General features: G+C 69.9%; 28 protein-coding genes and 2 pseudogenes. 16 read left to right on the top strand and 14 right to left on the bottom strand.

Annotated elements, in window-relative coordinates; genetic code table 11:
- Positions 1-8 precede the first annotated feature (8 nt).
- The 4 genes from BUQ68_RS23820 to BUQ68_RS16270 form a co-directional block, all read right to left on the bottom strand.
- Complete coding sequence (locus BUQ68_RS23820) at positions 9-785, bottom strand: response regulator (RefSeq protein ID WP_075217049.1); 777 nt, start codon at positions 783-785, stop codon at positions 9-11.
- A gap of 80 nt (positions 786-865) precedes the next feature.
- The gene (meaB, locus tag BUQ68_RS16260) at positions 866-1,822 is read right to left on the bottom strand and encodes a methylmalonyl Co-A mutase-associated GTPase MeaB (RefSeq protein ID WP_425349545.1); all 957 of its coding nucleotides are present in this window, start codon (positions 1,820-1,822) and stop codon (positions 866-868) included.
- 45 nt (positions 1,823-1,867) lie between these two features.
- Positions 1,868-4,528 carry a pyruvate, phosphate dikinase gene (gene ppdK / locus BUQ68_RS16265; protein ID WP_075217051.1) on the bottom strand — a complete coding sequence of 887 codons (2,661 nt, stop codon included), beginning with the start codon at positions 4,526-4,528 and terminating at the stop codon, positions 1,868-1,870.
- A gap of 126 nt (positions 4,529-4,654) precedes the next feature.
- Positions 4,655-5,413, bottom strand: a complete 759-nt coding sequence (locus BUQ68_RS16270) for an SDR family oxidoreductase (protein WP_075217052.1) — start codon at positions 5,411-5,413, stop codon at positions 4,655-4,657.
- A gap of 92 nt (positions 5,414-5,505) precedes the next feature.
- Between BUQ68_RS16270 and BUQ68_RS16275 the strand changes: the two genes are divergently transcribed.
- Positions 5,506-5,865 (top strand): ArsR/SmtB family transcription factor, encoded by a 360-nt coding sequence (locus BUQ68_RS16275; protein ID WP_075217053.1) that lies wholly within the window; start codon positions 5,506-5,508, stop codon positions 5,863-5,865.
- A gap of 36 nt (positions 5,866-5,901) precedes the next feature.
- On the opposite strand, the gene BUQ68_RS16280 is transcribed toward BUQ68_RS16275, so the two are convergent.
- From BUQ68_RS16280 to ygfZ, 4 genes are all read right to left on the bottom strand, one after another.
- Positions 5,902-6,873 carry an NUDIX hydrolase gene (locus tag BUQ68_RS16280; RefSeq protein WP_245293283.1) on the bottom strand — a complete coding sequence of 324 codons (972 nt, stop codon included), beginning with the start codon at positions 6,871-6,873 and terminating at the stop codon, positions 5,902-5,904.
- Entirely contained in the window at positions 6,870-7,406 is a 537-nt protein-coding gene (locus BUQ68_RS16285; RefSeq protein ID WP_075217054.1) for a tyrosine phosphatase family protein, read from the bottom strand. The genes BUQ68_RS16280 and BUQ68_RS16285 overlap by 4 nt, the downstream gene beginning before the upstream one ends.
- Positions 7,407-7,497: 91 nt before the next feature.
- Positions 7,498-8,127 (bottom strand): HD domain-containing protein, encoded by a 630-nt coding sequence (locus tag BUQ68_RS16290; protein ID WP_075217085.1) that lies wholly within the window; start codon positions 8,125-8,127, stop codon positions 7,498-7,500.
- Positions 8,124-9,008, bottom strand: a complete 885-nt coding sequence (gene ygfZ, locus BUQ68_RS16295) for a CAF17-like 4Fe-4S cluster assembly/insertion protein YgfZ (protein WP_075217055.1) — start codon at positions 9,006-9,008, stop codon at positions 8,124-8,126. The genes BUQ68_RS16290 and ygfZ overlap by 4 nt, the downstream gene beginning before the upstream one ends.
- 183 nt (positions 9,009-9,191) lie before the next feature.
- Here ygfZ and BUQ68_RS16300 point away from each other — a divergent pair, with 183 nt between their 5' ends.
- On the top strand, positions 9,192-10,526 hold the full coding sequence (locus tag BUQ68_RS16300; protein WP_075217056.1) for a dihydroorotase: 1,335 nt from the start codon (positions 9,192-9,194) through the stop codon (positions 10,524-10,526).
- Positions 10,527-10,544: 18 nt separating this feature from the next.
- Here BUQ68_RS16300 and BUQ68_RS16305 read toward each other — a convergent pair whose 3' ends face one another.
- Positions 10,545-11,075 carry an MOSC domain-containing protein gene (locus tag BUQ68_RS16305; protein WP_175577831.1) on the bottom strand — a complete coding sequence of 177 codons (531 nt, stop codon included), beginning with the start codon at positions 11,073-11,075 and terminating at the stop codon, positions 10,545-10,547.
- A gap of 50 nt (positions 11,076-11,125) precedes the next feature.
- Complete coding sequence (locus tag BUQ68_RS16310) at positions 11,126-11,926, bottom strand: ion transporter (protein ID WP_075217058.1); 801 nt, start codon at positions 11,924-11,926, stop codon at positions 11,126-11,128.
- A 188-nt stretch (positions 11,927-12,114) separates the two neighbouring features.
- Here BUQ68_RS16310 and BUQ68_RS16315 point away from each other — a divergent pair, with 188 nt between their 5' ends.
- Complete coding sequence (locus BUQ68_RS16315) at positions 12,115-12,402, top strand: hypothetical protein (protein ID WP_083656640.1); 288 nt, start codon at positions 12,115-12,117, stop codon at positions 12,400-12,402.
- On the top strand, positions 12,395-12,850 hold the full coding sequence (locus BUQ68_RS24275; protein WP_245293284.1) for a PIN domain-containing protein: 456 nt from the start codon (positions 12,395-12,397) through the stop codon (positions 12,848-12,850). The genes BUQ68_RS16315 and BUQ68_RS24275 overlap by 8 nt, the downstream gene beginning before the upstream one ends.
- 16 nt (positions 12,851-12,866) lie before the next feature.
- Here the strand turns inward: BUQ68_RS24275 and BUQ68_RS16320 are convergent.
- Positions 12,867-13,601 (bottom strand): annotated as a pseudogene (locus BUQ68_RS16320) (SOS response-associated peptidase); the annotation flags it as partial.
- 111 nt (positions 13,602-13,712) lie between these two features.
- Here BUQ68_RS16320 and BUQ68_RS16325 point away from each other — a divergent pair.
- From BUQ68_RS16325 to BUQ68_RS16345, 5 genes are all read left to right on the top strand, one after another.
- A complete protein-coding gene (locus BUQ68_RS16325) occupies positions 13,713-14,228 on the top strand; it encodes a hypothetical protein (RefSeq protein ID WP_139315257.1) in 516 nt (171 codons plus the stop codon).
- Positions 14,228-14,668, top strand: a complete 441-nt coding sequence (locus BUQ68_RS16330; protein ID WP_075217062.1) for an NUDIX hydrolase — start codon at positions 14,228-14,230, stop codon at positions 14,666-14,668. Before BUQ68_RS16325 ends, BUQ68_RS16330 begins: the two co-directional genes overlap by 1 nt.
- Positions 14,668-15,063 carry a TIGR02301 family protein gene (locus BUQ68_RS16335; RefSeq protein WP_075217063.1) on the top strand — a complete coding sequence of 132 codons (396 nt, stop codon included), beginning with the start codon at positions 14,668-14,670 and terminating at the stop codon, positions 15,061-15,063. The genes BUQ68_RS16330 and BUQ68_RS16335 overlap by 1 nt, the downstream gene beginning before the upstream one ends.
- Positions 15,064-15,254: 191 nt before the next feature.
- Complete coding sequence (locus tag BUQ68_RS16340; RefSeq protein WP_075217064.1) at positions 15,255-15,515, top strand: hypothetical protein; 261 nt, start codon at positions 15,255-15,257, stop codon at positions 15,513-15,515.
- A 229-nt stretch (positions 15,516-15,744) separates the two neighbouring features.
- Entirely contained in the window at positions 15,745-16,467 is a 723-nt protein-coding gene (locus BUQ68_RS16345; RefSeq protein WP_139315258.1) for a hypothetical protein, read from the top strand.
- Positions 16,468-16,575: 108 nt separating this feature from the next.
- On the opposite strand, the gene BUQ68_RS16350 is transcribed toward BUQ68_RS16345, so the two are convergent.
- The gene (locus BUQ68_RS16350) at positions 16,576-18,015 is read right to left on the bottom strand and encodes an FAD-binding oxidoreductase (RefSeq protein WP_075217066.1); all 1,440 of its coding nucleotides are present in this window, start codon (positions 18,013-18,015) and stop codon (positions 16,576-16,578) included.
- 298 nt (positions 18,016-18,313) lie between these two features.
- On the opposite strand from BUQ68_RS16350, the gene fabI reads away from it, so the two are divergent.
- Positions 18,314-19,132 carry an enoyl-ACP reductase FabI gene (fabI, locus tag BUQ68_RS16355; RefSeq protein WP_075217067.1) on the top strand — a complete coding sequence of 273 codons (819 nt, stop codon included), beginning with the start codon at positions 18,314-18,316 and terminating at the stop codon, positions 19,130-19,132.
- A gap of 38 nt (positions 19,133-19,170) precedes the next feature.
- Here the strand turns inward: fabI and BUQ68_RS24280 are convergent, their stop codons facing one another.
- A complete protein-coding gene (locus BUQ68_RS24280) occupies positions 19,171-19,887 on the bottom strand; it encodes a Uma2 family endonuclease (protein WP_342587019.1) in 717 nt (238 codons plus the stop codon).
- On the opposite strand from BUQ68_RS24280, the pseudogene BUQ68_RS23825 reads away from it, so the two are divergent.
- The 4 genes and pseudogenes from BUQ68_RS23825 to BUQ68_RS16380 form a co-directional block, all read left to right on the top strand.
- Positions 19,864-20,361, top strand: a pseudogene (locus BUQ68_RS23825) (histidine phosphatase family protein); the annotation flags it as partial. The gene BUQ68_RS24280 and the pseudogene BUQ68_RS23825 sit on opposite strands and share 24 nt — an antisense overlap.
- Before the next feature lie 109 nt (positions 20,362-20,470).
- Positions 20,471-21,082 carry a histidine phosphatase family protein gene (locus BUQ68_RS16370; protein ID WP_075217087.1) on the top strand — a complete coding sequence of 204 codons (612 nt, stop codon included), beginning with the start codon at positions 20,471-20,473 and terminating at the stop codon, positions 21,080-21,082.
- 116 nt (positions 21,083-21,198) lie between these two features.
- On the top strand, positions 21,199-22,317 hold the full coding sequence (aroC, locus tag BUQ68_RS16375; RefSeq protein ID WP_075217068.1) for a chorismate synthase: 1,119 nt from the start codon (positions 21,199-21,201) through the stop codon (positions 22,315-22,317).
- Positions 22,318-22,366: 49 nt separating this feature from the next.
- Complete coding sequence (locus BUQ68_RS16380; protein ID WP_075217069.1) at positions 22,367-22,855, top strand: DUF29 domain-containing protein; 489 nt, start codon at positions 22,367-22,369, stop codon at positions 22,853-22,855.
- 3 nt (positions 22,856-22,858) lie between these two features.
- Here the strand turns inward: BUQ68_RS16380 and BUQ68_RS16385 are convergent, their stop codons facing one another.
- On the bottom strand, positions 22,859-23,317 hold the full coding sequence (locus BUQ68_RS16385) for an Lrp/AsnC family transcriptional regulator (protein ID WP_075217070.1): 459 nt from the start codon (positions 23,315-23,317) through the stop codon (positions 22,859-22,861).
- 244 nt (positions 23,318-23,561) lie between these two features.
- On the opposite strand from BUQ68_RS16385, the gene ald reads away from it, so the two are divergent.
- Together ald and BUQ68_RS16395 are read left to right on the top strand one after the other, a co-directional pair.
- Complete coding sequence (gene ald, locus BUQ68_RS16390) at positions 23,562-24,680, top strand: alanine dehydrogenase (RefSeq protein WP_075217088.1); 1,119 nt, start codon at positions 23,562-23,564, stop codon at positions 24,678-24,680.
- Between the two features lie 414 nt (positions 24,681-25,094).
- Positions 25,095-25,538 carry a bleomycin resistance protein gene (locus BUQ68_RS16395; RefSeq protein WP_075217071.1) on the top strand — a complete coding sequence of 148 codons (444 nt, stop codon included), beginning with the start codon at positions 25,095-25,097 and terminating at the stop codon, positions 25,536-25,538.
- Positions 25,539-25,738 lie beyond the last annotated feature (200 nt).

The following is a 25,738-nucleotide window of genomic DNA, read 5'->3' on the forward strand; positions in this document are numbered from 1 at the left end:
ACGGGCGTTCAGGCGTCGAGGTCGTCCCCGTAGGGCAGGGGCAGCCCCAGCACCTGGTGCATGATCCGGTCGACGTCGGCCGTGTCGAACGGTTTCAGCAGCACATGCTCGGCGTTCGAGCGGGAAAGGCCAGGCCCGTCGGACGAGATGAGCACGATGCGCGCGCCCGGGCGGTGCGCCTTGAAGATGCGATAGGCACTGAGGCCGTCGAGGGCGCCGAGGTTGAGGTCCAGCATGACGATGTCGGGCCGCTCGCGGACGAAGGTCTCGAACCCCGTCACGGCGTCCGCCGCCTCCAGGATCTCCAGCCGGAAGATGCTGCTGGAGAGGACGCGGCTCATCAGCCGTCGCGCCGTGCCGCTGTCGTCGACGAGCAGCAGCCGGCGCCGCTGCGAGACGAGCGTGTAGGTGTCGAGCACCCGCACGATGTCCGCCTCCGCCAGCGGCTTGGCGAGGAAGTCGTAGGCCTTCAGCGCCTTGGCGACCGCCAGATGCTCCTCCGTCCGATGGCCGCTGACGATGGTCACGAAGGTGTTGGCCCCTGCCGCGCGGGCGGCGCACAGCGCCTCGATCCCGGTGATGTCCGGAAAGATCAGGTCCACGAAGGCAAGGTCGAAGGTGTTGCTGGCCAGCGCCTCCAGGCAGGCGGCGCCGGTGTCGACGGTCACGATCTCCGTCTTGATCTTGAAGGCATGCACGGCGTCGCGGATCGCCCGGGCCGCGGTGCGGCTGTCATCTGCCACGAGGACGCGCCACTGCACCTCCCTGAATTCGATATCCAGCACCGCTGCCTCCCCTGAACACCTGGACGCAGGGTAGGACGGCGGGATTAAATATTCAGACAAATGCAAACGCCGGGGCGTGACTAGCGTAATTTTTCCGACAAGAAACGGGTCAGCTCCTGTATGGCCGAGAACGGTCCCGCCGCGCAGGCCATCGCCGCGTCCGGATCGACGGCGGCAAGACCCCTTGTGCCGAACGCCACCTTCACCGCGTCCGTCACCCAGTGCCGGTGCCGCGCGGCCCGGAAGGCTGCGTGCCGCGCCGGCTCGGTGGCGAAGGCCCGGTGGGCTTCCACCGCGTCGAGCAGACGGTCCAGCCCTGCGCCGGTGGTGGACGAGAGGGCCAGCACCGGCGGCGTCCAGGCATCCGGGGCGCGCACGGAAAGCGACAGCGCGCCCTCCACGTCGGCCACGGCGCGGCGGGCGGCGGCGCCCATGTCCGCCTTGGTGACCACCACGATGTCGGGGATCTCCATCACGCCCGCCTTCATGAACTGCAGGCTGTCGCCGGAGCCCGGCTGGATGCAGAGCACCACCGTGTCCGCCACCGTGGCGACGTCCGCCTCCGATTGGCCGATGCCCACGCTTTCCACGATCACCCGATCGTAGACCGCCTGCATCAGGGCCACCGCGCCGACCGCGTGGTCGGAGAGCCCGCCGAGCCGGTCGCGGGCGGCCATGGACCGCACGAAGATGGCGCGATCCTCCGGGTCGGTCTTCAGCCGCGTGCGGTCGCCGAGAAGCGCGCCGCGCGTCACCCGCGACGACGGGTCCACGGCGATGACGCCGAGGCTCTCGCCCCGGCCGCGGATCATCCGCACGAGCGCGTTGGTCAGCGTCGACTTGCCGACGCCCGGCGGACCGGTGAGGCCGAGCACGTGGCCGCCCGGCGTCGCCACGCAAGCGTCGAGCAGGGCGGCGTGCCGGAGCGTGCCGCCGTTCGTCTCCACCGCCGCCAAGGCCCGGGCGACGGCCGGCTTGCCGCCCGCCCGGATGGCGTCGATGTCAAGCGGCGTCGGGCTGTCCATCTCGTTACGCAACTCCCGTCCTTCCCCACCGCGGTCCGCTGACCGCCGCCCTGGCGGTCACGGGGAGCCGAGCGCCGCCTGGGCGGCGGCGAGCCGGGCGATCGGCACCCGGAACGGCGAACAGGATACATAGTCGAGCCCGACGCTTTCACAGAAGCGGATCGACGCAGGGTCGCCGCCGTGCTCGCCGCAGATGCCGAGCTTGATGTCGGCCCGCACGGCCCGGCCCCGTTCGGCCGCGAGCTTCACCAGTTCGCCGACGCCCTCAAGGTCGATGCTGACGAACGGATCCGCCGGCAGCAGGCCCTTGGTCACATAGGTGCCGAGGAAGGAGGCCGCGTCGTCGCGGCTGATGCCGAACGTGGTCTGGGTCAGGTCGTTGGTGCCGAACGAGAAGAAGTGGGCCGTCTCGGCGATGTCGCCGGCCCTGAGCGCCGCGCGCGGCAGCTCGATCATGGTGCCCACCTGATAGCCCACCCGCTTGCCGGTCTCTTTGGCCACCGCCTCGGCGGTCTCGTCGATCAGCCGCTTGACGAAGTCGAGCTCGGCCTTCGACGCGACCAGCGGCACCATGATCTCCGGCATCACCGGCGCGCCGGTGGAGCGGGCCGCCACGATGGCCGCCTCGAAGATGGCGCGGGCCTGCATCTCGGCGATCTCCGGATAGGAGACCGCGAGCCGGCAGCCCCGGTGGCCGAGCATGGGGTTGAACTCGGCGAGCTGGTCCACCCGGTCCTTCAGCCGCTCCGGCGTCACGCCGAGGGCGGCGGCGACGGCCGCGATCTCCTCCTCGCCGTGCGGCAGGAACTCGTGCAGCGGCGGGTCGAGCAGGCGGATGGTCACCGGCAGGCCGTGCATGATCTCGAAGAGGTCCACGAAGTCCTGCCGCTGCATCGGCAGGATCTTGGCAAGCGCCGCGCGCCGCCCCTCCGGCGCGTCGGCGAGGATCATCTCGCGGACGGCGGTGACGCGGCCGTCCTCGAAGAACATGTGCTCCGTCCGGCAGAGCCCGATGCCTTCCGCGCCGAACGCGCGCGCCGCGCGGGCGTCGGCGGGCGTTTCAGCGTTGGTGCGCACGCGCATGCGGCGGAACTCGTCGGCCCAGCCCATCAGGGTGGCGAAGGCGCCGGAGAGCTCCGGCTGGCGCATCGGCACCACGCCGGCCATCACCTGGCCGGTGCCGCCGTCGATGGTGATGGTGTCGCCGGCCTTGAACACCCGGCCCATGGTCGTCAGCGTGCGCTTGGCCGCGTCCACCTTGATCGCCCCCGCGCCGGAGACGCACGGCTTGCCCATGCCGCGCGCCACCACGGCGGCGTGGCTGGTCATGCCGCCGCGGGTGGTGAGAATGCCCTCGGCGGCGTGCATGCCGTGGATGTCCTCCGGGCTCGTCTCCACCCGGACGAGGATGCACGGCACGCCCCGCTGGCGGGTGGCCTCCGCCTCGTCGGAGGTGAACACGATTTCGCCGGACGCCGCGCCCGGCGACGCCGGCAGGCCGGAGCCGATCAGGTCGCGCGTCGCCGCCGGGTCGATGGTCGGATGCAGGAGCTGGTCGAGCGACGACGGCTCGATCCGCCGCACCGCCTGCTCGCGGGTGATCAGCCCTTCCTCGGCCATCTCCACGGCGATCCGGAGCGCCGCCTCGGCGGTGCGCTTGCCGGACCGGGCCTGCAGCATCCAGAGCTTGCCGCGCTCGATGGTGAACTCCAGGTCCTGCATGTCGCGGTAGTGCCGCTCCAGCGCGTCGCAGATGCGCACGAAGTCGTGGAAGGCGTCCGGCAGCACGGCCTCCAGCGACGGCCGGTCGGAGTTGGCGGCGATCCGCGCGGCTTCCGTCAGGTCCTGCGGGGTGCGGATGCCCGCCACCACGTCCTCGCCCTGCGCGTTCACCAGGAACTCGCCGTAGAGCGCCTTCTCGCCGGTCGACGGGTTGCGCGTGAAGGCGACGCCGGTCGCCGACGTCTCACCCATGTTGCCGAACACCATGGCCTGTACGTTCACCGCCGTGCCCCAGGAGGCCGGGATGTCGTGGAGGCGCCGGTAGGTGATGGCGCGGGCGTTCATCCAGCTGCCGAACACGGCGCCGATGGCGCCCCAGAGCTGCACGGTCGGATCCTGCGGGAAGGGCGTGCCGGTCTCGGTCTCCACCAGGCCCTTGTAGCCCTCCACCACCGTCACCCAGTCGGCGGCCGCAAGGTCCGTGTCGAGCACGTAGCCCTCGCGGTCCTTGTGGTCGTCGAGAATTTCCTCGAAGGCGTGGTGGTCGACCCCGAGCACCACGTCGCCGTACATCTGGATGAAGCGGCGGTAGCTGTCCCAGGCGAAGCGCTCGTCGTCCGCCTCGCGGGCGAGCGCCGCCACGGTCACGTCGTTGAGGCCGAGGTTGAGCACCGTGTCCATCATGCCGGGCATGGAGGCGCGGGCCCCGGAGCGCACCGACACGAGCAGCGGCCGCTCTGCGTCGCCGAAGCGGCGGCCGGTTTTCTCGCCGAGATAGGCGAGGGCGGCGTCCACGTCGGCGGAAAGGCTTCCCGGATAGGTCTGGCCGTTGGCGTAGAACCAGGTGCAGACCTCCGTGGTGATGGTGAAGCCCGGCGGCACCGGCAGGCCGAGATTGGCCATCTCGGCGAGGTTGGCGCCCTTGCCGCCGAGGAGGTCGCGCATGGCGGCCGAGCCTTCCGCCCGACCGTCACCGAAGGTGTAGACCCATTTCATCGTCTAAGATTCCCGTCCGGCCAAGCCGCTCCCCGCCATAGCGGCGGACAAGGTGCCTCCTCCGGACCGGATTTGTCGAGGGGGCGGAAGGGAGGGTGTCGCCCCCTCCCGCCGGAAGCCTTCAATTCAGACCTGGCCGAAGCCGCCGTCGACGCTGAGTTCGACGCCGTTCACATAGGTGGCGGCCGCGGAGCCGAGGAAGAGCACTGCGTCGGCGATCTCCTCCGGACGGCCGAAGCGCCCGGCGGGCGCCGCCCCGGCCACATAGTCCTCGAAGCCCTTGATGGCGTCTTCGCTCATGCCGAGCCCGGTCTTCATGATGGGCGTGCGGGTCGCCCCCGGGCTGAGGGCGTTGACGCGGATGCCGCGGGCCTTCAGGTCGTTGGCGAGCGTGCGGGCGAACGAGCGCACGGCCGCCTTGGAGGCGTTGTAGAGGCTGAGCCCGGCCATGCCCTTGTTGGCCACGATGGAGGCGTTCAGCACCACCGAGGCACCGTCCTTCAGTAGCGGCAGCAGCGACTGCACAGTGAAGAACACGCCCTTCACGTTGATGTCGAAGGTCTTGTCGAACGTCGCCTCGTTCGTCTCGCCGAAGCTGTTCGGCTCGGCGATGCCGGCGTTGGCGAAGAGCACGTCCACCCGGTCGCCGTTCGCCCGCACCGTCTCGGCAAGGGCGTCGAGGTCCGCCACCGTCCCGGCATCCCCCCTGACCGTCACCGCCGACGGCCCGATCGCCGCGGCCGCCTCGGCAAGCGCCGCCGCGTTGCGGCCGGTGATATAGACGCGGCGCGCGCCCTCGGCGGCGAACGCATGAGCGGTGGCAAGACCGATGCCCGACGACCCGCCGGTGATCACCACAACCTGATCCTGGAAACGACTCGACATGGTGTCACTCCTTTAATCCCGTAAAACCGAATTACGGAAGTTCGAAATTACCGAACTATTGGAGCGAGTCAACGGCCGTGGTAGAAGGGCGCATGGCCGAATTTTTTCATCCCTCCCGAGACGACATCACTCTCACCGGCGTGCTAGGCGCGCTCGGCGACCAGACGCGGCTCGCCATCGTGCGGCGGCTCGCCCTGGCGGAACAGGGGCTCAACTGCAGCCGCGCGGCAGCCTTTCCGGACGTGCCGAAATCGACGCTGTCGAACCATTTCCGCATGCTGCGCGAAGCCGGCGTGGTGCGGATGGTCAAGCGCGGCGTGGAGAACATCAACACCGTGCGCCGGGAGGACCTCGACGCGCGCTTCCCCGGCCTCCTCGACAGCATCCTCGCCGCCGCCACCGCGGCCGAAGGCCCGATCCCGCTGGCGGAGCGGGCCGACGGCGCCGCCTGAGGCAGGCCGCCCGTTCCGCCGCCGCGCGCCTGCCGTTCAGCGAAGGCCGACGCGCACGCCCGGTGCCGGGCGCTCGCGCAGCACCTCCCGGCGGAAGCGGAAGAGCTGGGCCGGCCGCCCGCCCGTACGGTCCGTGCTCGCCCCCGTCGGCTCCACCAGGGCGCCGGTCTCCACGAGGCGACGGAAGTTCTGCTTGTGCAGGTGGCGGCCGGAGATGGCCTCCACGGTCCCTTGCAGCGCGGTCAGGGTGAAGTTCGGCGGCATCAGCTCGAACACCACCGGGCGGTACTTGATCTTGGCCCGGAGGCGCGAGATGGCGGTCGCCAGGATCCGCCTGTGGTCGTGCCGCATGGCCCGGCCGATCATCCGGCTCGCATAGGGCCGCAGCGGCCGTCCGTCGGCGACCGATTCGGTCACGAGCCCGGCTTCGTAGAGCACTTCGTAGCGCTCCAGCGCCTTCTCCTCGTCCCAGGGCGAGCCGCCGGTGCCGAAGGCGAGTCGCACCCGCTCGGCGCGGTCGAGGGCGCGCACGGGACCGTCCGGCGACGGCGGCTCGGCCACGAAGGCGTCGAGGGCGGGCAGGATCTCCCGGTCGAGGATCTCCGGGCGACCGTCGCGCCAGTCCTCGTAGGGAAAGAAGTCGTACCAGGCGAGCCAGTTCTCCCGGGCGCCGCGCTCCAGGAGCCGGGTCAGCGCCAGATAGCCGACCGACACCACGTGCGGCTCGGCGAGGCCGGGCGCCGTGTGCCGGCCCCGATCGCCGAAGGTGTAGAGCTGCTCCACATAGTCCAGCTCCAGGCCGGTCTGCTCCTCCACCCAGTCGCGGAGGCCGATCTCCAGGGTGCGGTGGCGGACCGGATCGAACGGGCCGAAGGGCAGGGCCGGCTCGTCGCCCGGAACCGTGTAGACCCGCGGAATGCCGCTCTCCACCGCCACGATGGCGGCGTTGAGGCCGATCTCGATGGCCGTGCCGGCGGACAGCCGATGGCTCGCATGCGATCCGGTCACGATGGCGACCGGCCCGGTTCCGGGGCAAGGTCCAGCGGCAGCTCGAACGGCGTGCCCTCGAACGCGTCCGCCCCCCGGCCGATGGCGGCGACCGCCCGGGTCATGCGCCCGCCGCGGCCGAGGATTTCGTCCGCGATGGCGACGAGGCGCGCGTTCGGCGTCGCCGACGGCGCCCGCGCCCGCAGCGCCTGGGCGAGGGCCTCCTCGTCCACCGCCGGGTTCAGCGCGCAGACCGTCGCATAGGCGGCTGCCGTGGAGCGCGAGATTCCCGCGTAGCAGTGGATCACCAGCGGCTCCGCCTGGTCCCAGCCGGCCACCCACTCGAACAGGGTGGTCACGTGGTCGTGGCCCGGCGGGGTGAGGCCGGGCATCACGTCGACGATGTCGTTCATGGCCAGGAACAGGTGGTCGTCGTGCGAAACGGTCGGCGGCAGGCGCATCGGCGTCCCGAAGTTGACCAGCGACACCACGCGCCGCGCCCCCGTGCGGGTCACCGTCTCCTCCAGGCGCGCCAGTGAACAGACGTGAATCATGACATCTCCCCCGCGTGCGACGGCCGGCCCATGCAATGCTCTGGATAGCATCGCGCCCGGCTCTCTTGCACTAGTTTGAATGTTTGGCGTGTCACGCCTGGAAGCGTTCGATGGCCTGGAATCGTGTCAGAAAGCCAGTCTGCGCCTCCGGCGTCGGCCAGGCGACGAGGCCGAGGCGCGGCCCGTCCGCGGTCTGGCGGCCGATCCCCTTGGGTGTGCCGAAGTAGCGCCGCGCCTCCTGGTCGGAAAAGCCGGCGAGCTCCACCGCCTCGAAATAGGCCGCGATCCGGTCGGCCTTCTTGGTCAGCACGCGCAGCTTCTCCGGCGCCTCCACCGGCAGCCCGAAGCGCCGGTGGATGGCGCCGGCAAGGCGGGCCTCCACGATCTTGTAGGCGCCGCCCATCACCGCCTTGAACGGCGAGATCATGTCGCCGATCACATATTCCGGCGCGTCGTGCAAAAGCACCATCAGCCGCTCCGCCGGCGTCAGGGTGGGCGCCAGCAGCCCGGCCACGTCCTCCACCAGCAGCGAGTGCTGGGCGACCGAGAAGGCGTGGTCGCCCACGGTCTGGCCGTTCCATCGCGCGACCCGGGCGAGCCCGTGGGCGATGTCGGCGATCTCGATGTCGAGCGGCGAGGGATCGAGAAGGTCGAGCCGCCGGCCAGACAGCATGCGCTGCCAGGCGCGGGCGGCATCCCGCTCGGCGGCGGCGCGGCTCATTCCGGCGCGCCGGCCGATCCGCCCGCCGGCCAGCCGTAGGCGGCCCATGAGGGCAGCGAGAGCCGCACCGGCACGTCTCCCGCCAGGATCGGCGCGCCCGCATCGATCGCGTCCTTCACCCGGTCGAGGCGGACGATCGCGATCCCCGCGTCCCCGTCCACCGACCCGAGCGTGCCCGCCGCCCGCCCGGCCGCGGTGATGTCGGCGCCGGTCGCCGGCAGCGGCGCGTCGGCCGAAACAAGCACCGGCCGGCGGCGGGCGGTCGCGCGGTGCTGCATCCGGCTCACCACCTCCTGGCCCACGTAGCAGCCCTTCTTGAAGTCCACCCCGTGCAACTGGTCGAGGGCGATGTCGTGCGGGAAGGGCTCACCGAGCGCGAAGTCCACCCCGGCCTCCGGCACCCCGAGGCGGGTCCGGTGGGCGTGGTAGGCCGCCGCGTCCGTCACCGTGGCGCGCGGCTCCAGAATGGTGCCGCGGGTGCGATAGGCGCGAAAGCCGAGCCCCGCCACCCGCGGATCGCGGACCACGAGACCCCCGCCGGCCGGCCGCTCGTCGAGGCCCCACACCGCCACCACGGCCGTCTCCGTCGTCACGTCCGCCACTGTCACTGCGGCGCGTAGCTTGTAGAGCGTGAAGCGCTTGACGAGATCGGCCGCCGCCGCCTTCGGCACGTCGAGCAGCCAGCCGTCGTCGACCGGCACCATCAGGAAGTCGGCAAGCACCTTGCCCTGCGGCGTCAGCAGCGCCGCATAGGCGGCGCGCTCCGCCGTGGCGGCGTCCGTGTCGGTGGTGACCAGACGGTCGAGGAGGGCGGCGGCGTCAGGGCCGGAGATCCTGAGGACGGACCGGGACGAAAGGTCCGCGACGAAAGCGCCGGTCATCGGCGGCTCCTCTCGCAAAGAGGCTTCGGAACGGGAGAATCCCTCCTTGACTACCCCTCCGCACGCCCCCCGGCAAGCACCGGCGGTCGCACCCCGCCGGCCCCCCGCGCCGTTTGCGGTCGCAACCGGCCGGGCCCGAAGCTATAACGCCATAACGACCCTGACCGACCCGGAGCGCGCCCCATGTCCGAGACCTACGACCTCATCCTGAAGAACGGCACCGTGGTGAATCAGGACGGGATCGGCGTGCGGGACGTGGGCATCCGCGGCGGCCGCATCGCCGCCCTCGGCAGCCTCGACCCGGCGTCGGCCGGCGAGGTCGTGGACGCCACGGGGCTCCACGTGCTCCCCGGCGTGATCGACACCCAGGTCCATTTCCGCGAGCCCGGCGCCACCCACAAGGAGGACCTGGAGACCGGATCGCGCGCCGCCGTCATGGGCGGCGTCACGGCGGTGTTCGAGATGCCGAACACCAACCCGCTGACCACCTCCGCCGAGCGCCTCGCCGAGAAGGTCGCCGCCGGCACGGACCGCATGCACTGCGACTTCGCCTTCTGGGTCGGCGGCACGCGGCAGAATGTCGCCGACATCCCGGAATTGGAGCGTCTGCCGGGCGCCGCCGGCATCAAGGTCTTCATGGGCTCCTCCACCGGCGACCTCCTGGTGGAGGACGACGCCGGCGTCGCCGCCATCCTATCGCAGACCCGCCGCCGCGCCGCCTTCCACTCCGAGGACGAGTTTCGCCTGCGCGACCGCAAGGGCGAGCGCATCGCCGGCGATCCCGCTTCCCACCCGGTCTGGCGCGACGTGACCGCGGCGCTCCAGTGCACCGATCGGCTGGTGCGGATCGCCCGCCAGACCGGCGCGCGCATCCACGTCCTCCACATCTCCACCGGCGACGAGATGGACTTCCTGAAGGATCACAAGGACGTCGCCTCCTGCGAGGTGACGCCGCACCATCTGACCCTTTCCGACGAGGCCTACGGCCGCCTCGGCACCCTCGTCCAGATGAACCCGCCCGTCCGCGACGAAGCGCACCGGGCGAAGATCTGGTGGGGCCTCGACCAGGGGATCGCCGACATCCTCGGCTCCGACCACGCGCCGCACACGCTGGAGGAGAAGGCCAAGCCCTATCCGGACAGCCCCTCCGGCATGACCGGCGTGCAGACGCTCGTCCCCATCATGCTCGACCACGTCAACGCCGGCCGCCTGACGCTGGAACGCTTCGTCGACATGACGAGCGCCGGCCCGGCCCGCCTCTTCGGCATCGCCGGCAAAGGCCGCATCGCCGTCGGCTACGACGCTGACCTCACAGTGGTCGACCTGAAGCGCCGCCACACCATCACCAATGACTGGATCGCCTCCCGCTGCGGCTGGACGCCCTATGACGGTGTCACCGTCACCGGCTGGCCGGTCGGCACCCTCGTCCGCGGCCGCACCGTCATGTGGGAAGGCACCCTCGCCACCCCCTCCACCGGCCGCCCGGTCCGCTTCGGCGAGACGCTGGCGCGGGGTTGATGGCGTCCGCGGCGCCCGTCAAACCCGGTCGAGCTTGCGCCAGGGCCCGTCCGGAAGGCCGACGCGGACCGCGTCGCCCGGCCGGACGATGCCGCCCTCCAGCACGATGCCCATGATGCCCGCCTTGCGGACCAGCGTGCCGTCGGCCGTCCGGTCGAGCACGGCGGCGAGGAGGCCTGTCTGGTAGGCCTCGATCTGGCTGCAGGGGTTGCGAAGACCGGTCACCTCCACCACCGCTTCCGCTCCGAGGTAGAGCTTCGCGCCGACCGGCAGGCCGAGGAGGTCGAGCCCGCGCGTCGTGACGTTCTCGCCGAGATTGCCGGGACCGACGGTGAAACCGCGCGCCATCAACTCGTCGAAGAGCTCCGCGTGGAGGAGGTGCACCTGCCGAAGGTTCGGCTGCGTCGGATCGACGGCCACGCGGGACCGGTGCTTGACGGTGGTGCCGCAATGGGCGTCGCCCTCCACGCCGAGCCCCGCAAGCAGCCGGATCTCCTGCTGCAAAGGCTTGGAGAACCCGTGCAGCCCGTGCGCCGCCACCGCCCGGATCGTGCCGCCGCGTGCGAAGGCCGCGGCCTCGGACGGGTTGACCGACGGGTTCAAAGGCCAGCTCCCGCCCGCGCCGCCTTCATCTCGGCGATTTCCTGCCGGAGCAGCCTCATCTCGGCGATCAGCGCCGCGTTGTCCCCGTGCAGCGCCTCCCGCTCGTCGTGCGCCACGGTCTGCGCCTCCTCCTGCATGGCCGAGACCACCACGCCGATGAAGAGGTTGAGGACCGCGTAGGTGTGCATCAGGATGAAGGGCACGAAGAAGGCCCACGCATAGGGGTGCACCTCCATCACCGGCCGCACGATCCCCATCGACCAGCTCTCCAGCGTCATCACCTGGAAGAGCGTGTAGGCCGACGCGCCAAGCGAGCCGAACCAGTCCGGGAAGGTGGCGCCGAACAGCTTGGTGGCCATCACGGCCGAGACGTAGAACATAAGCGCCAGGAGCACGATGATCGAGCTCATGCCCGGCAGCGCCGCGATCAGCCCGCCGATCACCCGCCGCAGCGACGGCACGATGCTGACGAGCCGAAGAACGCGCAGGATCCGCAGCGACCGCAGCACCTGCAGCGGCCCGGTAGCCGGCACCAGGGCGATGGCGACCACCAGGAAATCGAAGATGTTCCAGGGCTCGCGGAAGAAGCGCGGCCCGTAGGCGTAGAGCCGCAGCGCGATCTCCACGACGAAGATCCCCAGGATGATCCGGTCCACCGCCAGGAGCAGCGGCCCGACCGCGGCCATCACCGAGGCGCTGGTCTCCAGCCCGAGCGTGACGGCGTTCACGATGATGACGGCGACGATGAACTGCTCCCATCGCCGCGACTGGAAGATCTCGATCAGGGTGGACCGCATGGTACTCCGGCTCCGCGTCAGACTGCCGGCATCCGATAGCCGGTCCGCGACGACGGTCAAGCCCAGGTTTGTGGCGCCATTGCAATTGATACAGGGCAAGGGACACCACGGACGCCCTCCAATCCGACCCCGCGGGGTTGATGCCCGGTCCTGACGGGATATCATCCCTTTCAGACCCAGAGGATGCCATGGACGACAAGCAAGCTATCGAGGCGGCCAAGTCGGCGATCGCGGACCTGTTCGGCGGCGAAGGCGCGACGCAGATCTCGTTCGAGGAGATCGAGTTCGACGAGGCTGATCGGCAATGGCGGGTCGCGATCGACTTCTATCGTCCGCGAACAAACCTCGAAGCACACCTCTTCGGCAACAACGCCGCCGCCCTCGCGCCGCGCTATCGCCGTGATCGGCGGGTCGTCACCATCGCCGATGCGGATGGCCGGGTTCTCTCCGTGAAAGAGCCGCTCGGGTATGGGTGACCGGGCGGCGGTTCTCGACACCAACGTGCTTGTTCCGCTCCTCTACCTGGAAATCCACCCGTCGGGCCTCGGCGTGGACCGACGCGTGGCGCACTGCCGGCGCCGGGACGTCGAAGACCTCCGCGACGTGCTTGCCGGGCAGTCCCTGCTCTTCACCGACCACGTGCTGACCGAAGTCTCGAACCTGTTCGACCCGAGCCGCAGCCAACTCGCCCGGGACATCCATGTCGCGCTCGGCATTTTGGTGGCCGCACACACGGTCGCATGCATTCCGTTCGGCCGGGTTGCCGGTCACACCGCCTATCTGTCGCTCGGGATCACCGATACGGTTTTGCTGCTGCTTTGCCTGGACGGCGCCATCCTGTTTTCCGCCGATGCGCCTCTTGTCCACCAGAGCGCGGCCCACGGCGGCATCGTCTACGATCTCGCTGATTGGCGCTCCCGATAGGCCCCCCCCCCCCCCCGAACAAACTCCCCTGCCGCGGCGCATCCTCCTCCGGCTCTTCCGTCCGCTCCGCCTCCACCGTCACCGGCTCGCTCACCGGGTCCTGCACGCTCGCGTCGTCGTTGCGCACCGCGTTGACTTTCTGGCTCACCGGGATGGCCTCCAGGAGGTCGTCGGGGGCGGGGGCGAGGAGGTCGGCCACATGGCGGGGTTCGTTGCCGCCGGTGTCGAGCCAGCGGTCCCAGTCGGCCTCCGGCAGGATCACCGGCATGCGATCGTGGATGCCCGCCATCAGCCGGTTCGCCGACGTGGTCAGGATGGCTGCCGTGTCCATCTCGCTGCCGTCCGCGCCCATCCAGGCCTCCCAGAGGCCCGCGAATCCGATCGCGCCGCCGTCGCGGGGACGGATGAAGAAGGGCTGCTTCTCCTTGCCCACGCGCCGCCATTCGTAGAAGCCGCTCGCCGGAACGAGGCAGCGCCGGTGCCGCATGGACGCCCGGAAGGCGGGCTTCTCCGCGGCGGTCTCGGAGCGCGCGTTGAGAAGCAGCGTGAAGCTCGCCGGGTCCTTCACCCAGGACGGGATGAGGCCCCAGCGCACCAGGTGGAAGTGCCGCTCGCCCCGCTCGGCGCGGACGATGGCGATCGGCTGGGTCGGGGCGATGTTGTAGCGCGGCGGAAAATTCGGCGTCTCCACATAGCGGAAGAGCCGTTTCAGGTCCTCCGGCGTCATGGTCAGGGTGTATCGTCCGCACATGATCGGGTCTCGCCGCAGCAAACCTGTCGCGGCGACGATAACGTAAGGCATTTGGCAACTGAACCCGGATAACGTCGATCGACGAACAGCGTCGAGCAAGGGGTAAGGCGGGTGAGCGGTGCCGCTGCCATGGAGATGGAGGGGGACGAGCTGTCGCCTGCGCGCCTCGCCGAGGCCAACATCCATCCGGACACCCGGTTGGCGACGGACTACCTCAACCATTTCAACGAAGTGGTGATGCTCATCGACATGCTGCCGTCGATGCCCGATTGCGCCCCGGACGTGATGGCCTGGGAGCCGCGCTCCTACACGGAGCATTTCCGCCTGTCCCACTTCAAAGGCCGCGACCTGGCCATCCGGGCCTACGGCACCGTGGCGCCGGACCGGCGCGCCGCGTTCGAGCACACCATCCGCGAGACCGACAAGGCGCTCGCCCTCGTGCAGTCCCTGATCGTGGAGGCGCCGCTCGACGGCTTGCCGTACGAGGCCTTGGCGGACGTGACGGAGATGCGCGTGAAGCCGCTCCTTGCCCACGCCATGGGCCTCATCAACGGCGCGCCGCCCATCGTCATCCAGGCCGACGAATCCGCCGACACCCAGTCGGCCATCGACGCGCTGTTCACCTGATGCGCCCGCCCGGGCCTCGGCTGGCGGTCAGCGTCGGCGCCTGGCGAAACGGGCGCGTGCTCCTGATCCGCCGCGGTCGCCCGCCGCTGAAGGACCTCTGGACCTTCCCGGGCGGCCACGTGGACCTTGGCGAGGCGACCGTGGACGCCGCCCGCCGGGAGGTGCTGGAGGAGACCGGGCTCGCCGTCGACCTCGTCGGGGACCCGGTGGTGCACGAGATCGTCACCCGCGATCCGGCCGGTGCCGTCCTCTCCCACCATGTGCTGCTGGTGCATGCGGCGCTGGTCCTCGGCGACGCCGACCCTGTGGCGGCCGACGACGCGGCCGAGGCGGCCTTCGTGGCGCCGGAAGCGCTCGGCGCTCTTTCCACCACGCCGCGGCTCGACTATTTCGTGCGTGTCACCGCCGCCCGCCTGACCCGTACCGATCGCTTGCCCTGATGTCGCGCCGCCGCCCCGCGTTCCTTCCTGTCGCCGTCCTCGGCCTGCTGACGGCCCTCGCGGCGCCGGCCGTGGCCGAGGACCGCCCCGCCTACGAGCCGGACCTTCTGGAACTCGCCGGCCTCCTCGGCGCCATCTCCTATCTGGACTCGCTCTGCGGCAACCCGCAGTCCGGCGTCTGGCGGGTGCGGATGAAGGCCCTCGTGGACGCCCAGACCATGTCCGACGACGACCGGCGCCGTTATGTGGACGTCTACAACCGCGGCCAGCGCACTTTCGCGTCGGTGCATCGCTCCTGCACCGACGACACCCGCCGGGTGCTCAAGCACTATCTGGCCGAAGGCGCCGCGATCACCGACCGGCTGGAGCGGGCGCCGGGCCGACGCCCCGGTTGAACCTCCCCGTTTTGGTTATTGATTTATCAACACCTTTGCGCCTGCCGCATTAACGGTGATTAACGAACCGCATTGCTCCGGCCGGTTTGCCTGATAGTGTGCGAGGCGGGATGGCCCTGACTCGCGCGCTGTTTTCGGCAACGAGATGCGGGCAGGCCACACGGGTTTCGTGATTCGAAGGTGACAGCCCTATGCGGGACGAAGTTCTCGAGCCGGTGGAGGTCGTGCAGACCGACACCGCAAAGCGCAAGGCCATGGGCTATCTGGAGAAGGCCTTCGACGACGCCGAAGCCGACGGGGTTCCGACCGACGCGGTCGCCCACGCGGCCCTGTTCGCGGCGATCACCACCCTGGTCGACTGCTTCGGCGAGGAGTGCGTCGCGACGCTGATCTCCGAACTGCCGGAGCGCATCCATTCGGGCGGATACACGCTCGCCCGCACGCTTCAGTAAGGCGCCCCCCGGCCGCAGCTTTCGCTCGGAGGACTCCCCGGCGCGGCCGTCTTGGTCGCGGCGATCGAGTCTCCTTGGGCGATAGGGAGTCGCGCGCGGCGGCAAACCCGTGGCATGCTGAGGCGGGCGCGGAGTGCGAATCGCAGCGCCTTGACACCGGATGCGGCCGGGAACCTTCATGTCCTTTCTGTGCGGTGCGGCCTTGCGGCTGCTGACTGGACTTTGTTTTGTGACGACCGCCGCCCTGGCCGTGCCCGGGACGGCCGGTGCGGGGCCGATGGCGCCGCGCCTGTCGGGGGAGGGCGGGTTGCTCGCCGGCCCGCTCGCCAACGACCGTGTCGCGCCGCCGGCCTTTACGGTACCGCTCGACGACTGGAGCGCGGACGCGCCGACCAGCGATCAGGAGGGTGGCGAGGACCCGACCGAACTCGGCGAACCCGGTGAACCCACCGCGGAGCCCTCACCGCCGAGCGACCCGGACGCGCCGCTGCCGACCGTCCGCTATGGCACGGCCGACCTGCCGCCCGCGGTCGCCCGGATGCGCGAGGCTCTCGTCGCGGCCGCCGGCACCGGCGATCCGGCGCGTCTCGCCGACCTGGCAAACGAGGGGGGCGACCCGCCGCTCTTCTCCTCGGTGGCTGGTGGCGACCCGCTGGACCTCCTCCTTGCCCAGTCGGGCGATCCGGAAGGCCGGGAGATCCTCGCCATCATGCTCGACGTCCTCGACGCCGGCTGGGTGTCGGTGGAGACCGCGCCCGGTCGCACCAAGTTCGTGTGGCCCTACTTCGCCCAGATGCCCGCCGACCGGCTGACCCCGCCGCAAATGGTGGAGCTCTTCCGGATCATCACCGCCGGCGACTTCGACGAGATGCGCAACGCCGGCACCTATGTGTTCTACCGGGTCGAGATCGACCAGGACGGCCGCTGGCTGACGTTTCTCGCCGGCGAATGAACGAGCCGCTCGTCCCAAGCTTGCAAAGTCCCGACCTGTCGGGGCTTCACGCGCGCAGGCAAGCCCGGACGGGCGCCGGCCGGTCAGGCCGTGACTCGGGACGAAGTATCAATCGGCCCGCCGGTCGGCGAGGACGCGGCCGGGGTTGAGGATGCCCCTCGGGTCGAGCGCGTCCTTCAAGGCCCGCATCAGGTCGATCTCCACCGGATCCTTGCCGGCCTCGAGCAGCGCCTGCTTCAGCCGGCCCACCCCGTGCTCGGCGGCGACCGATCCCTCGTATCGGGCCACCACCGCGTGGACGAGAGCGTTCATCCGGTCCCATTCGGCGAGGAAAGCGGCCTTGTCGGCACCGACCGGCTGGCTCACGTTGAAGTGGATGTTGCCGTCGCCCATGTGGCCGAACGGCACCGGCCGGCAGCCGGGAAAGGCCGCCTCCACGGCGCGGATCGCCTCGTCCAGGAAGTCCGGCACCTCGTTCACCGCCACCGACACGTCGTGCTTGATCGACCCGCCTTCGAACTTCTGCACCTCCGACATGCCGTGCCGCAGGCGCCAGAAGTCGGCCGCCTGCGCGCCGGACTGGGCCATCGTCGCGTCCTCGATCTCCCCGGCGTCGAGGGCCTCCGTCAGGCAGGCCTCCATGGCCCGCCGGGCGCCGCCGTCCGCAAGGTTGCCGCTGATCTCCACGAGCACGTACCAGCCGTGCGGACAGGCGAGCGGCCGGCGGGCGCCGTCGATGTGCCGGACCGCGAAGTCGAGCCCGCGGCCGATCATCAGCTCGAACCCGGTCAGCCCGAACCCCGCCGCGGTGCGGGCCCTCACCAGAAGGGCGAGCGCGGCCTGCGGCGTCGCCATGCCGGCGAAGGCGACCGCCGTCTCGGCCGGCTGCGGGAAGAGCTTCAGCGCCGCCGCCGTGACCACGCCGAGGGTGCCCTCGGAACCGATGAAGAGCTGCTTCAGATCGTAGCCGGCATTGTCCTTGCGAAGGCGCTTCAGCCCGTTCAGCACCCGCCCGTCGGCCAGCACCACCTCCAGGCCGAGCACCAGATCGCGCATGTTGCCGTAGGCGAGCACGGCCGTGCCGCCGGCGTTCGTCGCCACGTTGCCGCCGATCCGGCAGGACCCTTGCGAGCCGAGCGTCAGCGGAAACAGCCGACCGGCCTCCGCCGCCGCGGCCTGCACCGCTTCCAGCGTCACGCCGGCCTCTGCGATCAGCGTGCCGCCGGCCGGGTCGACGGCGCGCACCCGGTTGAGCCGTTCCAGCGACAGGACGATCTCGCCCGACCCAGGCACCGGCGTCTGCCCGCCCACGAGCCCGGTGTTGCCGCCCTGCGGCACCACAGCGGTCCCCGTCTCGTGGGCGAGACGCAGGATGGCCGCCACCTCGCGGGTCGTTCCCGGCCGCAGGACCAGCGGCGTCTCGCCCCGGTAAAGATCGCGCCATTCAACAAGATAGCGCGCCTGGTCGAGAGGGTCCGTGAGCGCGTGGGACGGACCCACGATGGCGGCGAAGCGGGCGATGAGGTCGGCGGAAGGGGCGGCGCGCATGGCGGGAAGGTAACCCGAGGCAAGGGGGGCGTCGAGGTGCGGCTGAGGGTGTGATCACATGCGGCCGGTTTGCATCCCGGATCAAGGAAGCCCGGCAAACTATTGCGACAAAATAATCTATGCATGCGTCTTCCCGCGGTGCTTCAACACCGGCCCGCACCAGGTCCGATTGCGAGTCCGAAAGCCCGGAAACGAGCGTTGCTGCGGCAGCCTGCCGCGGAGCCGGCTTGCCAGGATCGTCACGGCTGTGCCATACGGTGCCGGCCTTCGAGAAGCGCCAGAGGCATGGAGAAGACGGATGGCCGAGACGAGTGGGTTGATGGCGGGCAAGCGCGGCCTGGTCATGGGTGTCGCCAACAACCGATCCATCGCCTGGGGCATCTCCAAGGCCGCCCGCGCCGCCGGGGCCGAACTCGCCTTCACCTACCAGGGCGACGCGCTGCGCAAGCGCGTGGAACCGCTCGCCCAGGAACTCGGCGGCGTGGTCGCCGGCCACTGCGACGTCTCCGACCCGGCCACCATCGACGCGGTGTTCGCCGACCTTGAAGCGCGCTGGGGCACGATCGATTTCGTCGTCCACGCCATTGCCTTCTCCGACAAGGACGAGTTGACCGGCCGCTACGTGGACACGAGCGCCGACAATTTCCAGAAGACGATGCTGATCTCGTGCTACTCACTGACGGCCGTCGCCCAGCGGGCCGAGAAGCTGATGCCGAACGGCGGCTCCATCCTCACGCTCACCTACTACGGCGCCGAGAAGGTGATGCCGCACTACAACGTCATGGGCGTCGCCAAGGCGGCGCTGGAGGCGAGCGTGCAGTATCTGGCCGTCGACCTCGGTCCCAAGGGCATCCGCGTCAACGCCATCTCGGCCGGCCCGATCAAGACCCTGGCCGCCTCCGGCATCGGCGACTTCCGCTACATCCTGAAGTGGAACGAGTACAACGCCCCCCTCCGCCGCACCGTCACCATCGAAGAGGTCGGCGACAGCGGCCTCTACTTCCTCTCCGACCTCAGCCGTTCGGTCACCGGCGAAGTCCACCACGTGGACAGCGGTTACCACGTGGTCGGCATGAAGGCGGTGGACGCGCCGGACATCAGCGTGGTCAAGGACTGAGGCCCGTGCGAACAGGCTTGTTCTGCGAACAGGCTTGTTCAAAGCGGTGATCGCTCCAAAGTCACGCCTTCAAAGATGTCCGCGAGCGGGATTGTGATGGAAAGGTCGGGGAGGGCGAGAACGCTGTCCAGGCCGATGATCTCCTCCGACGACCACACTCCGTCTAGTTGCCGGCGCAGCACCCGGATGCGCGCCGAATCCGGATGCACGATCACGTAGGTCATGAGGGTAGGCAGGCTCTGGTACTCGACCAACTTCTCCTGTTGGTCGGAAGCTCGCGTCGACTTCGACAGAACTTCGACGATCAGGGCCGGCGCCTCAAGGTCCAGGGCGTCGGGCCTGAACGGTCCGCAGTCGACTGCCACATCGGGCCGGCGGATGTTCCCGTTTGGGATCCGCACGCTGGCATCGGCCGTGGAAGGCGTGCACTTGCTGCCGCGCAGGCGATTTCTGAACTCCGCCACCAGATTGACCACGATCCTGTCGTGTCGGCGTCGCGCCCCCGTCATCCCCCGAGGCGCATCGTCCTCCGGCGGGTGCTGCGGGCGCGGTATGCCGTCCACCAGTTCGTGGCGGCCGTCCGGCTGCTCCAGGTCCCAGACGAGGAATTCCTCCGGGGTCATGCGCATGCGTTTCACCGGCTCCATCCGTCGCCTCCCGCCCGCGGATCCGATCGTCGCCCCTTTGCTTTTCCTTGTCCAGCAGGCAGCAACTCCTCTAAAGGGAAAGCCATGACACCGCTCGCCGTCCCGCATGATCTCTTCGTCATTCGCCACGGCCAGACCGCCTGGAACGCCGCCGGCCGTCTGCAGGGGCGGGAGGACATCCCGCTGAACGACATCGGCCGGGAGCAGGCCCGCCGGCACGGGCGCTTCCTCAAGGACCGGCTCGCGACCGACGCGCGCGACCCCGACGCCTTCGACTGGATCGCCTCGCCCCTGGTGCGCGCCACCGAGACCATGCGCCTCGTCCGCGAGACCGCCGGCCTCGACCCCGCCGCCTTCCGCACGGACGACCGCTTGATCGAACTCGACTTCGGCCGCTGGTCCGGCCTGACGCGCGACGAGATCGTGGCGCTCGACCCGGAGACCTACGCGGCCCGGCGCGCCAAGCGCTGGTCGACACCGCCTCCGGGCGGCGAGACCGACGAAGCCGCCATGGCGCGCATCGCCCCTGTCCTCCAGGCGCTCGACCGGCCGACCGTTCTCGTCATCCACGGCGGCCTCAACCGCGTTCTCAAGGTGCTGATCGGCGCCCTCACGTTGGAACAGTCCCACGGCTTCCAGACGCCGCAGGACCAGTTCTACATCTGGCCGGCGGATCGGTGGAGTGGATCTGATGACGACCCCACACCCGTTTCCCCACGATCTCGTCATCATCCGGCACGGCCAGACCGACTGGAACGCCGCCGGCCGCTACCAGGGCCGCGAGGACATCCCGCTCAACGATCTCGGCCGCCGACAGGCCCGCCGCAACGGCGCCGCCCTTCGCGCCCGCTTCGACGCCACCGGCCGCGACCCCGACGCCTACGCCTGGATCTCCTCGCCGCTGGTCCGCGCCGCCGAAACCATGCGCCTCGTCCGCGAGGCCGCCGGCCTCGACCTGCTCGCCTATCGGACCGACGCCCGGCTGATGGAGCTCGACTTCGGCCGCTGGTCGGGCCTGCGCCTGCCGGAGATCGTCCAGGCCGACCCCGGGGGCTGGGCCGCCCGTCAGGCGGATCCCTGGAACCACCCGCCGCCCGGCGGCGAGAGCCACGCCATGGCGGTCGACCGCCTCGCCGCCGTGCTGTCGGACCTCGACCGACCCGCCGTGCTGGTCATGCACGGCGGCGTCAACCGCGTGCTGAAGGTGATCCTCGGCGCCCTCACCGAGGCCGACGCGCCGGCCTTCCACACGCCCCAGGACCGGTTCTACGCCTGGTCGGCGGGCGTGGTGGAGTGGATCTGATCCCCCGACCGGATCGCAGCCGCCCCGCACCCAGAGCTGCCCGCGGACCCGGTCCGTTTGACCTTGCCCTCCGGTGCGCCTAAAACCCGCGCCACACCGTCGGGGCGCCCGTTTCCATGTCGCACAACACTTTCGGCCATCTCTTCCGCGTCACCACCTGGGGCGAGAGCCATGGGCCCGCCCTCGGCTGCGTGGTGGACGGCTGCCCGCCGGGGCTGCCGCTGACCGCGGCCGATATCCAGGCCTTCCTCGACAAGCGCAAGCCCGGCCAGTCCCGCTTCGTCACCCAGCGGCGCGAGCCCGACGAAGTGGAGATCCTCTCCGGCGTGTTCGAGGACGAGCGGACCGGCGGCCCGGTCACCACCGGCACGCCCATCTCCCTGATGATCCGCAACGTGGACCAGCGCTCCAAGGACTACGGCGAGATCCGCGACACCTACCGCCCCGGCCACGCCGACCTTGCGTACGACCTCAAGTACGGCGTCCGCGACTATCGCGGAGGCGGCCGGTCGTCGGCACGCGAGACCGCCGCGCGGGTCGCTGCGGGCGCCATCGCCCGCAAGGTCTTCCCCGGGGTGACGGTGCGCGGCGCCCTCGTCCAGATCGGCACGGAACGGATCGACCGCGCCAACTGGGACTGGGACACGATCGACGACAACCCCTTCTTCTGTCCGGACCCGGCCGCGGTGCCGCGCTTCGAGGCCTATCTGGACCGCATCCGCAAGGCCGGCTCCTCGGTCGGCGCGGTGATCGAGGTGGTCGCCGAGGGCGTCCCGGCGGGCTGGGGCGCGCCCGTCTACGGCAAGCTCGACCAGGACATCGCCTCGGCCTTCATGTCGATCAACGCCGTCAAGGGGGTGGAGATTGGCGCCGGCATGGCGGCGGCCGAACTGACCGGGGAAGAGAACGCCGACGAGCTGCGCATGGGCAACGACGGCAGCATCCTCTTCTCCGCCAACCATGCCGGCGGCGTCCTCGGCGGCATCTCGTCCGGCCAGCCGGTGGTGGCGCGCTTCGCCGTCAAGCCCACCTCGTCCATCCTCACCGAGCGGCGCTCGATCACCAACGCCGGGGCCGAGACGGCGGTCCTGACCAAGGGCCGCCACGACCCGTGCGTCGGCATTCGCGCGGTGCCGGTCGGCGAGGCCATGATGGCGATCGTCCTCGCCGACCATTTCCTCCGCCACCGGGCCCAGACCGGCCGCGACGCCGGGGTGCCCTTCCCGATCCGATAATGGCGAAATTGCCGATCCGTGTTAGGCTCATCCAAGCACGGAGGCTCTCATGTCCAACGCCGCCCCGCTCCATCGCCGCGATCAGACATCCTCGCCGACGGCTGAGCCGACCTATGAGGCCGATCTCTACGCTTGGGCCATGCGCCAGGCTGAGCATCTCCGTGCGGGTAATCTCGGTGCGCTCGATCTCCAGCACCTCGCGGAGGAAATCGAGAGCGTGGGCAAGAGTGAGTTCGGCGCGCTGGTCAGCAATCTCGCCGTCGTCCTGCAGCACATGCTGAAGTGGGACTATCAGCCCGGCAAGCGAACCCGCAGTTGGGCATTGTCCATCGACGAGCACCGTGTCCGTGTTCGCCTGATCCTCCGTGACAACCCGAGCCTGAAGGCCCGCGTCGGCGATGCCGTCAAGGACGCGCACGAACTGGCGGTCCGTCGCGCCGCACGGGAAACACGTCTTCGTCTCGACGGTCTTCCCGCCACCTGTCCCTATCCCCTCGCGGATATCCTCGACCGGCCTTTCCCGACCGATCCGGACTGATGGTCAGATCGGAAGCCGCGTCGTCCGCTTCACCGTCCTCAGCGTCAGCGTCGACTGCACCCGCACCACACCCGGCAGCGGCGTCAGGATCTCCGTGTGAAGCCGCTCCAGGTCGGCGGAATCCCGGTAGACCACCCGCAGCAGATAGTCGTGCTGGCCCGCCAGCAGATAGCACTCGGTGATCTCCGGCACCGCGCGCACCGCCGCCTCGAAACGATCGAGCGCCGCGCGGCCTTGGCTGTCGAGCGTCACCGACACGTAGGCCGTGCCCGGCAGCCCCGCCAACCGGGCGTCGAGGAGCGCGACAGTGCGGGCGATCAGGCCGCTCTCCTCCAGCAGCCGGGTCCGGCGCAGACAGGCCGACGGCGAGAGGTGCACCCGCTCGGAGAGCTCCGCGTTGGTGAGGCGGCCATCCTCCTGGAGCGCCGTCAGGATGGCGCGATCCGTCGCGTCGAGCTTCATTCGTCGCAGATCCTGCGATTTTTCGGCATGAAGTCCGCATTCTATGCGATAGAGCCGCCGTTGTCCGCCCCAGTCTCGCAGGAACTTGCGCGGCACCGATGCGACGATCGGACGTGTCGATGGTGGCCGCGAGGCCGCCGCGTCGGTCGCGTGCCCGCCCGTCGGCGCGCGCCCGACAAGCCGGACAACGGTGGGAACGACCGGCCGGCTTCCGTCCCCGACGACGGGCCCGAGGAGGATGATCATGCGCATCGGCGTGCCCAAGGAGATCAAGGACCACGAGGATCGCGTCGGCCTGGTGCCGTCGTCCGTCCGCGAACTCGTCGCCCACGGCCACGAGGTGTTGGTGGAGACAAGGGCAGGGCAGGGCATTGCCCTCGACGATGCCGCCTACGTCGCCGCCGGCGCCCGTATCGTCGGGACGGCCGACGAGGTATTCGCCGCCGCCGAGATGATCGTGAAGGTCAAGGAGCCTCAGGCGGCGGAGCGTCGCAAGCTGCGCGAAGGCCAGATCCTCTTCACCTACCTGCACCTCGCCCCCGATCCGGATCAGGCGCGCGACCTGATGGCCTCCGGCGCCACCTGCATCGCCTACGAGACGGTGACGTCCGCTTCCGGCGCGCTGCCGCTGCTCGCCCCCATGTCGGAGGTCGCCGGCCGCATGGCGCCCCAGGTGGGCGCGCACGCCCTCGAGAATGCCAGCGGCGGCATGGGCATCCTGCTCGGCGGCGTGCCGGGCGTCCTGCCGGCCGAGGTGGTCATTCTCGGCGGCGGCGTCGCCGGCACCAACGCGGCCCAGATGGCGATCGGCCTCGGCGCCGACGTGACGGTCGTGGATCGCTCGCTCGACGTGCTGCGCCGCCTCGTGGCGACCTTCGGCGCCCGGGTGAAGACCGCCCACTCCAACGTGGACACCATCGGCCGGCTCGTCACCCGCGCGGATCTGGTCATCTCCACCGTGTTGATCCCCGGCGCCGCGGCCCCGAAGCTCGTCACCCGCGAGCACATCGCCGCCATGAGGAAGGGCTCCGTTCTCGTCGACGTCGCCATCGATCAGGGCGGCGCCGCCGAGACCTCCCGGGCGACCACCCATTCCGACCCGACCTATGTGGTGGACGGCGTGGTTCACTACTGCGTGGCCAACATGCCCGGCGGCGTCGCCCGCACATCCACCTTCGCCCTCAACAACGCCACGCTGCCATTCACGCTGGCACTTGCCGACAAAGGCTGGAAGCAGGCCTTGAGGGAGGACCCGCACCTCGCCGCCGGCCTCAACGTCCACGCCGGACGGATCACCTACAAGGCCGTCGCCGACGCTCTGGGCTTCGACTATCTGGAAACCGCCAATGCCCTCGCGGCCTGAAGCCGCCCTTGGAAAAAACACGGATCGGGTTTATCGTCAGAGTGTCGGACGGGCTCCCGCCCGTCCGACGTTTCACTACGAAGCCCAGTTGACGCGGAGCGAAATGGACCAGCCGCTCTGCGTCTTCCGAACCTGCAGTGTGATGCTCCACGGTTTTATCCGCATTGCAGTCACTCCGGTTGAAGGGCGAGGCCGATTGCCTCGTCAGGGTGGCCCATCCTCCCCGATGGCGGCGCTGGCTCACCGCCGGTCTGCTTCCGCCCTTCAACCGTCGTACTCTGATTGTTCCTCGTCATAAATACAAATGCCAGCCACTGAAGGCGAGCGATCGGCTGTGTTCCGCGCGGCGAACCGAGCAGCGCCGGGGTCCGGCCTGCATGTCGGCCAGGATTCAACCCGACAGGGGGTCGAGCCATGACGCCGGATCGTCCACCAACGGCCTGGGCCAAGCTTACACCCGAACTGCTCGTCAGTGATCTGGCCGTCTCGCTAGCCTTCTACGTCGACGTGCTCGGCTTCTCGATCTGCTATGGCCGTCCGGAGGAGGGGTTCGCCTACCTGGAAAAGGAAGGCGCTCAGTTGATGCTGGAAGCCATCGATCCGGATGCCCGCCAGTGGACTATTGCCAGCCTGGAGCGCCCATTCGGACGCGGGATGAACCTGCAGATCGAGGTTGCGGCCGTCGAGGATCTCCATGCCGAGTTGGAGCGCCGGGGCATTTCGTTGTTCCTTGCGCTTGAGGACAAGTGGTACCGGGTCGGCCCGCTGTTGAGCGGCAACCGGCAACTCATTGTGGCGGATCCGGACGGATACCTCCTGCGTTTTTTCTCGCACCTGGGCGAGCGGCCGGCCGGGTGATCCGCCTGCGGACGAGAGTATCGGATGCCGCTGATACCTGTCGGTCGCTATCGCCGCGGCAACGCGACCGCGCCTGCGTCCCCTTCGGTCGCGTGCCGGGCGAGGCGGAGCGCGAAGGTGCCGACGCCGGCGTAGAGGTCCGCCGCCCGCTTCACCCCCGCCGTGCCGGCGAGCACGATGTCGGCCATCGCCGCCTCGGC

This window comes from Mongoliimonas terrestris, assembly GCF_001927285.1.
GTDB lineage: Bacteria > Pseudomonadota > Alphaproteobacteria > Rhizobiales > Pleomorphomonadaceae > Chthonobacter > Chthonobacter terrestris.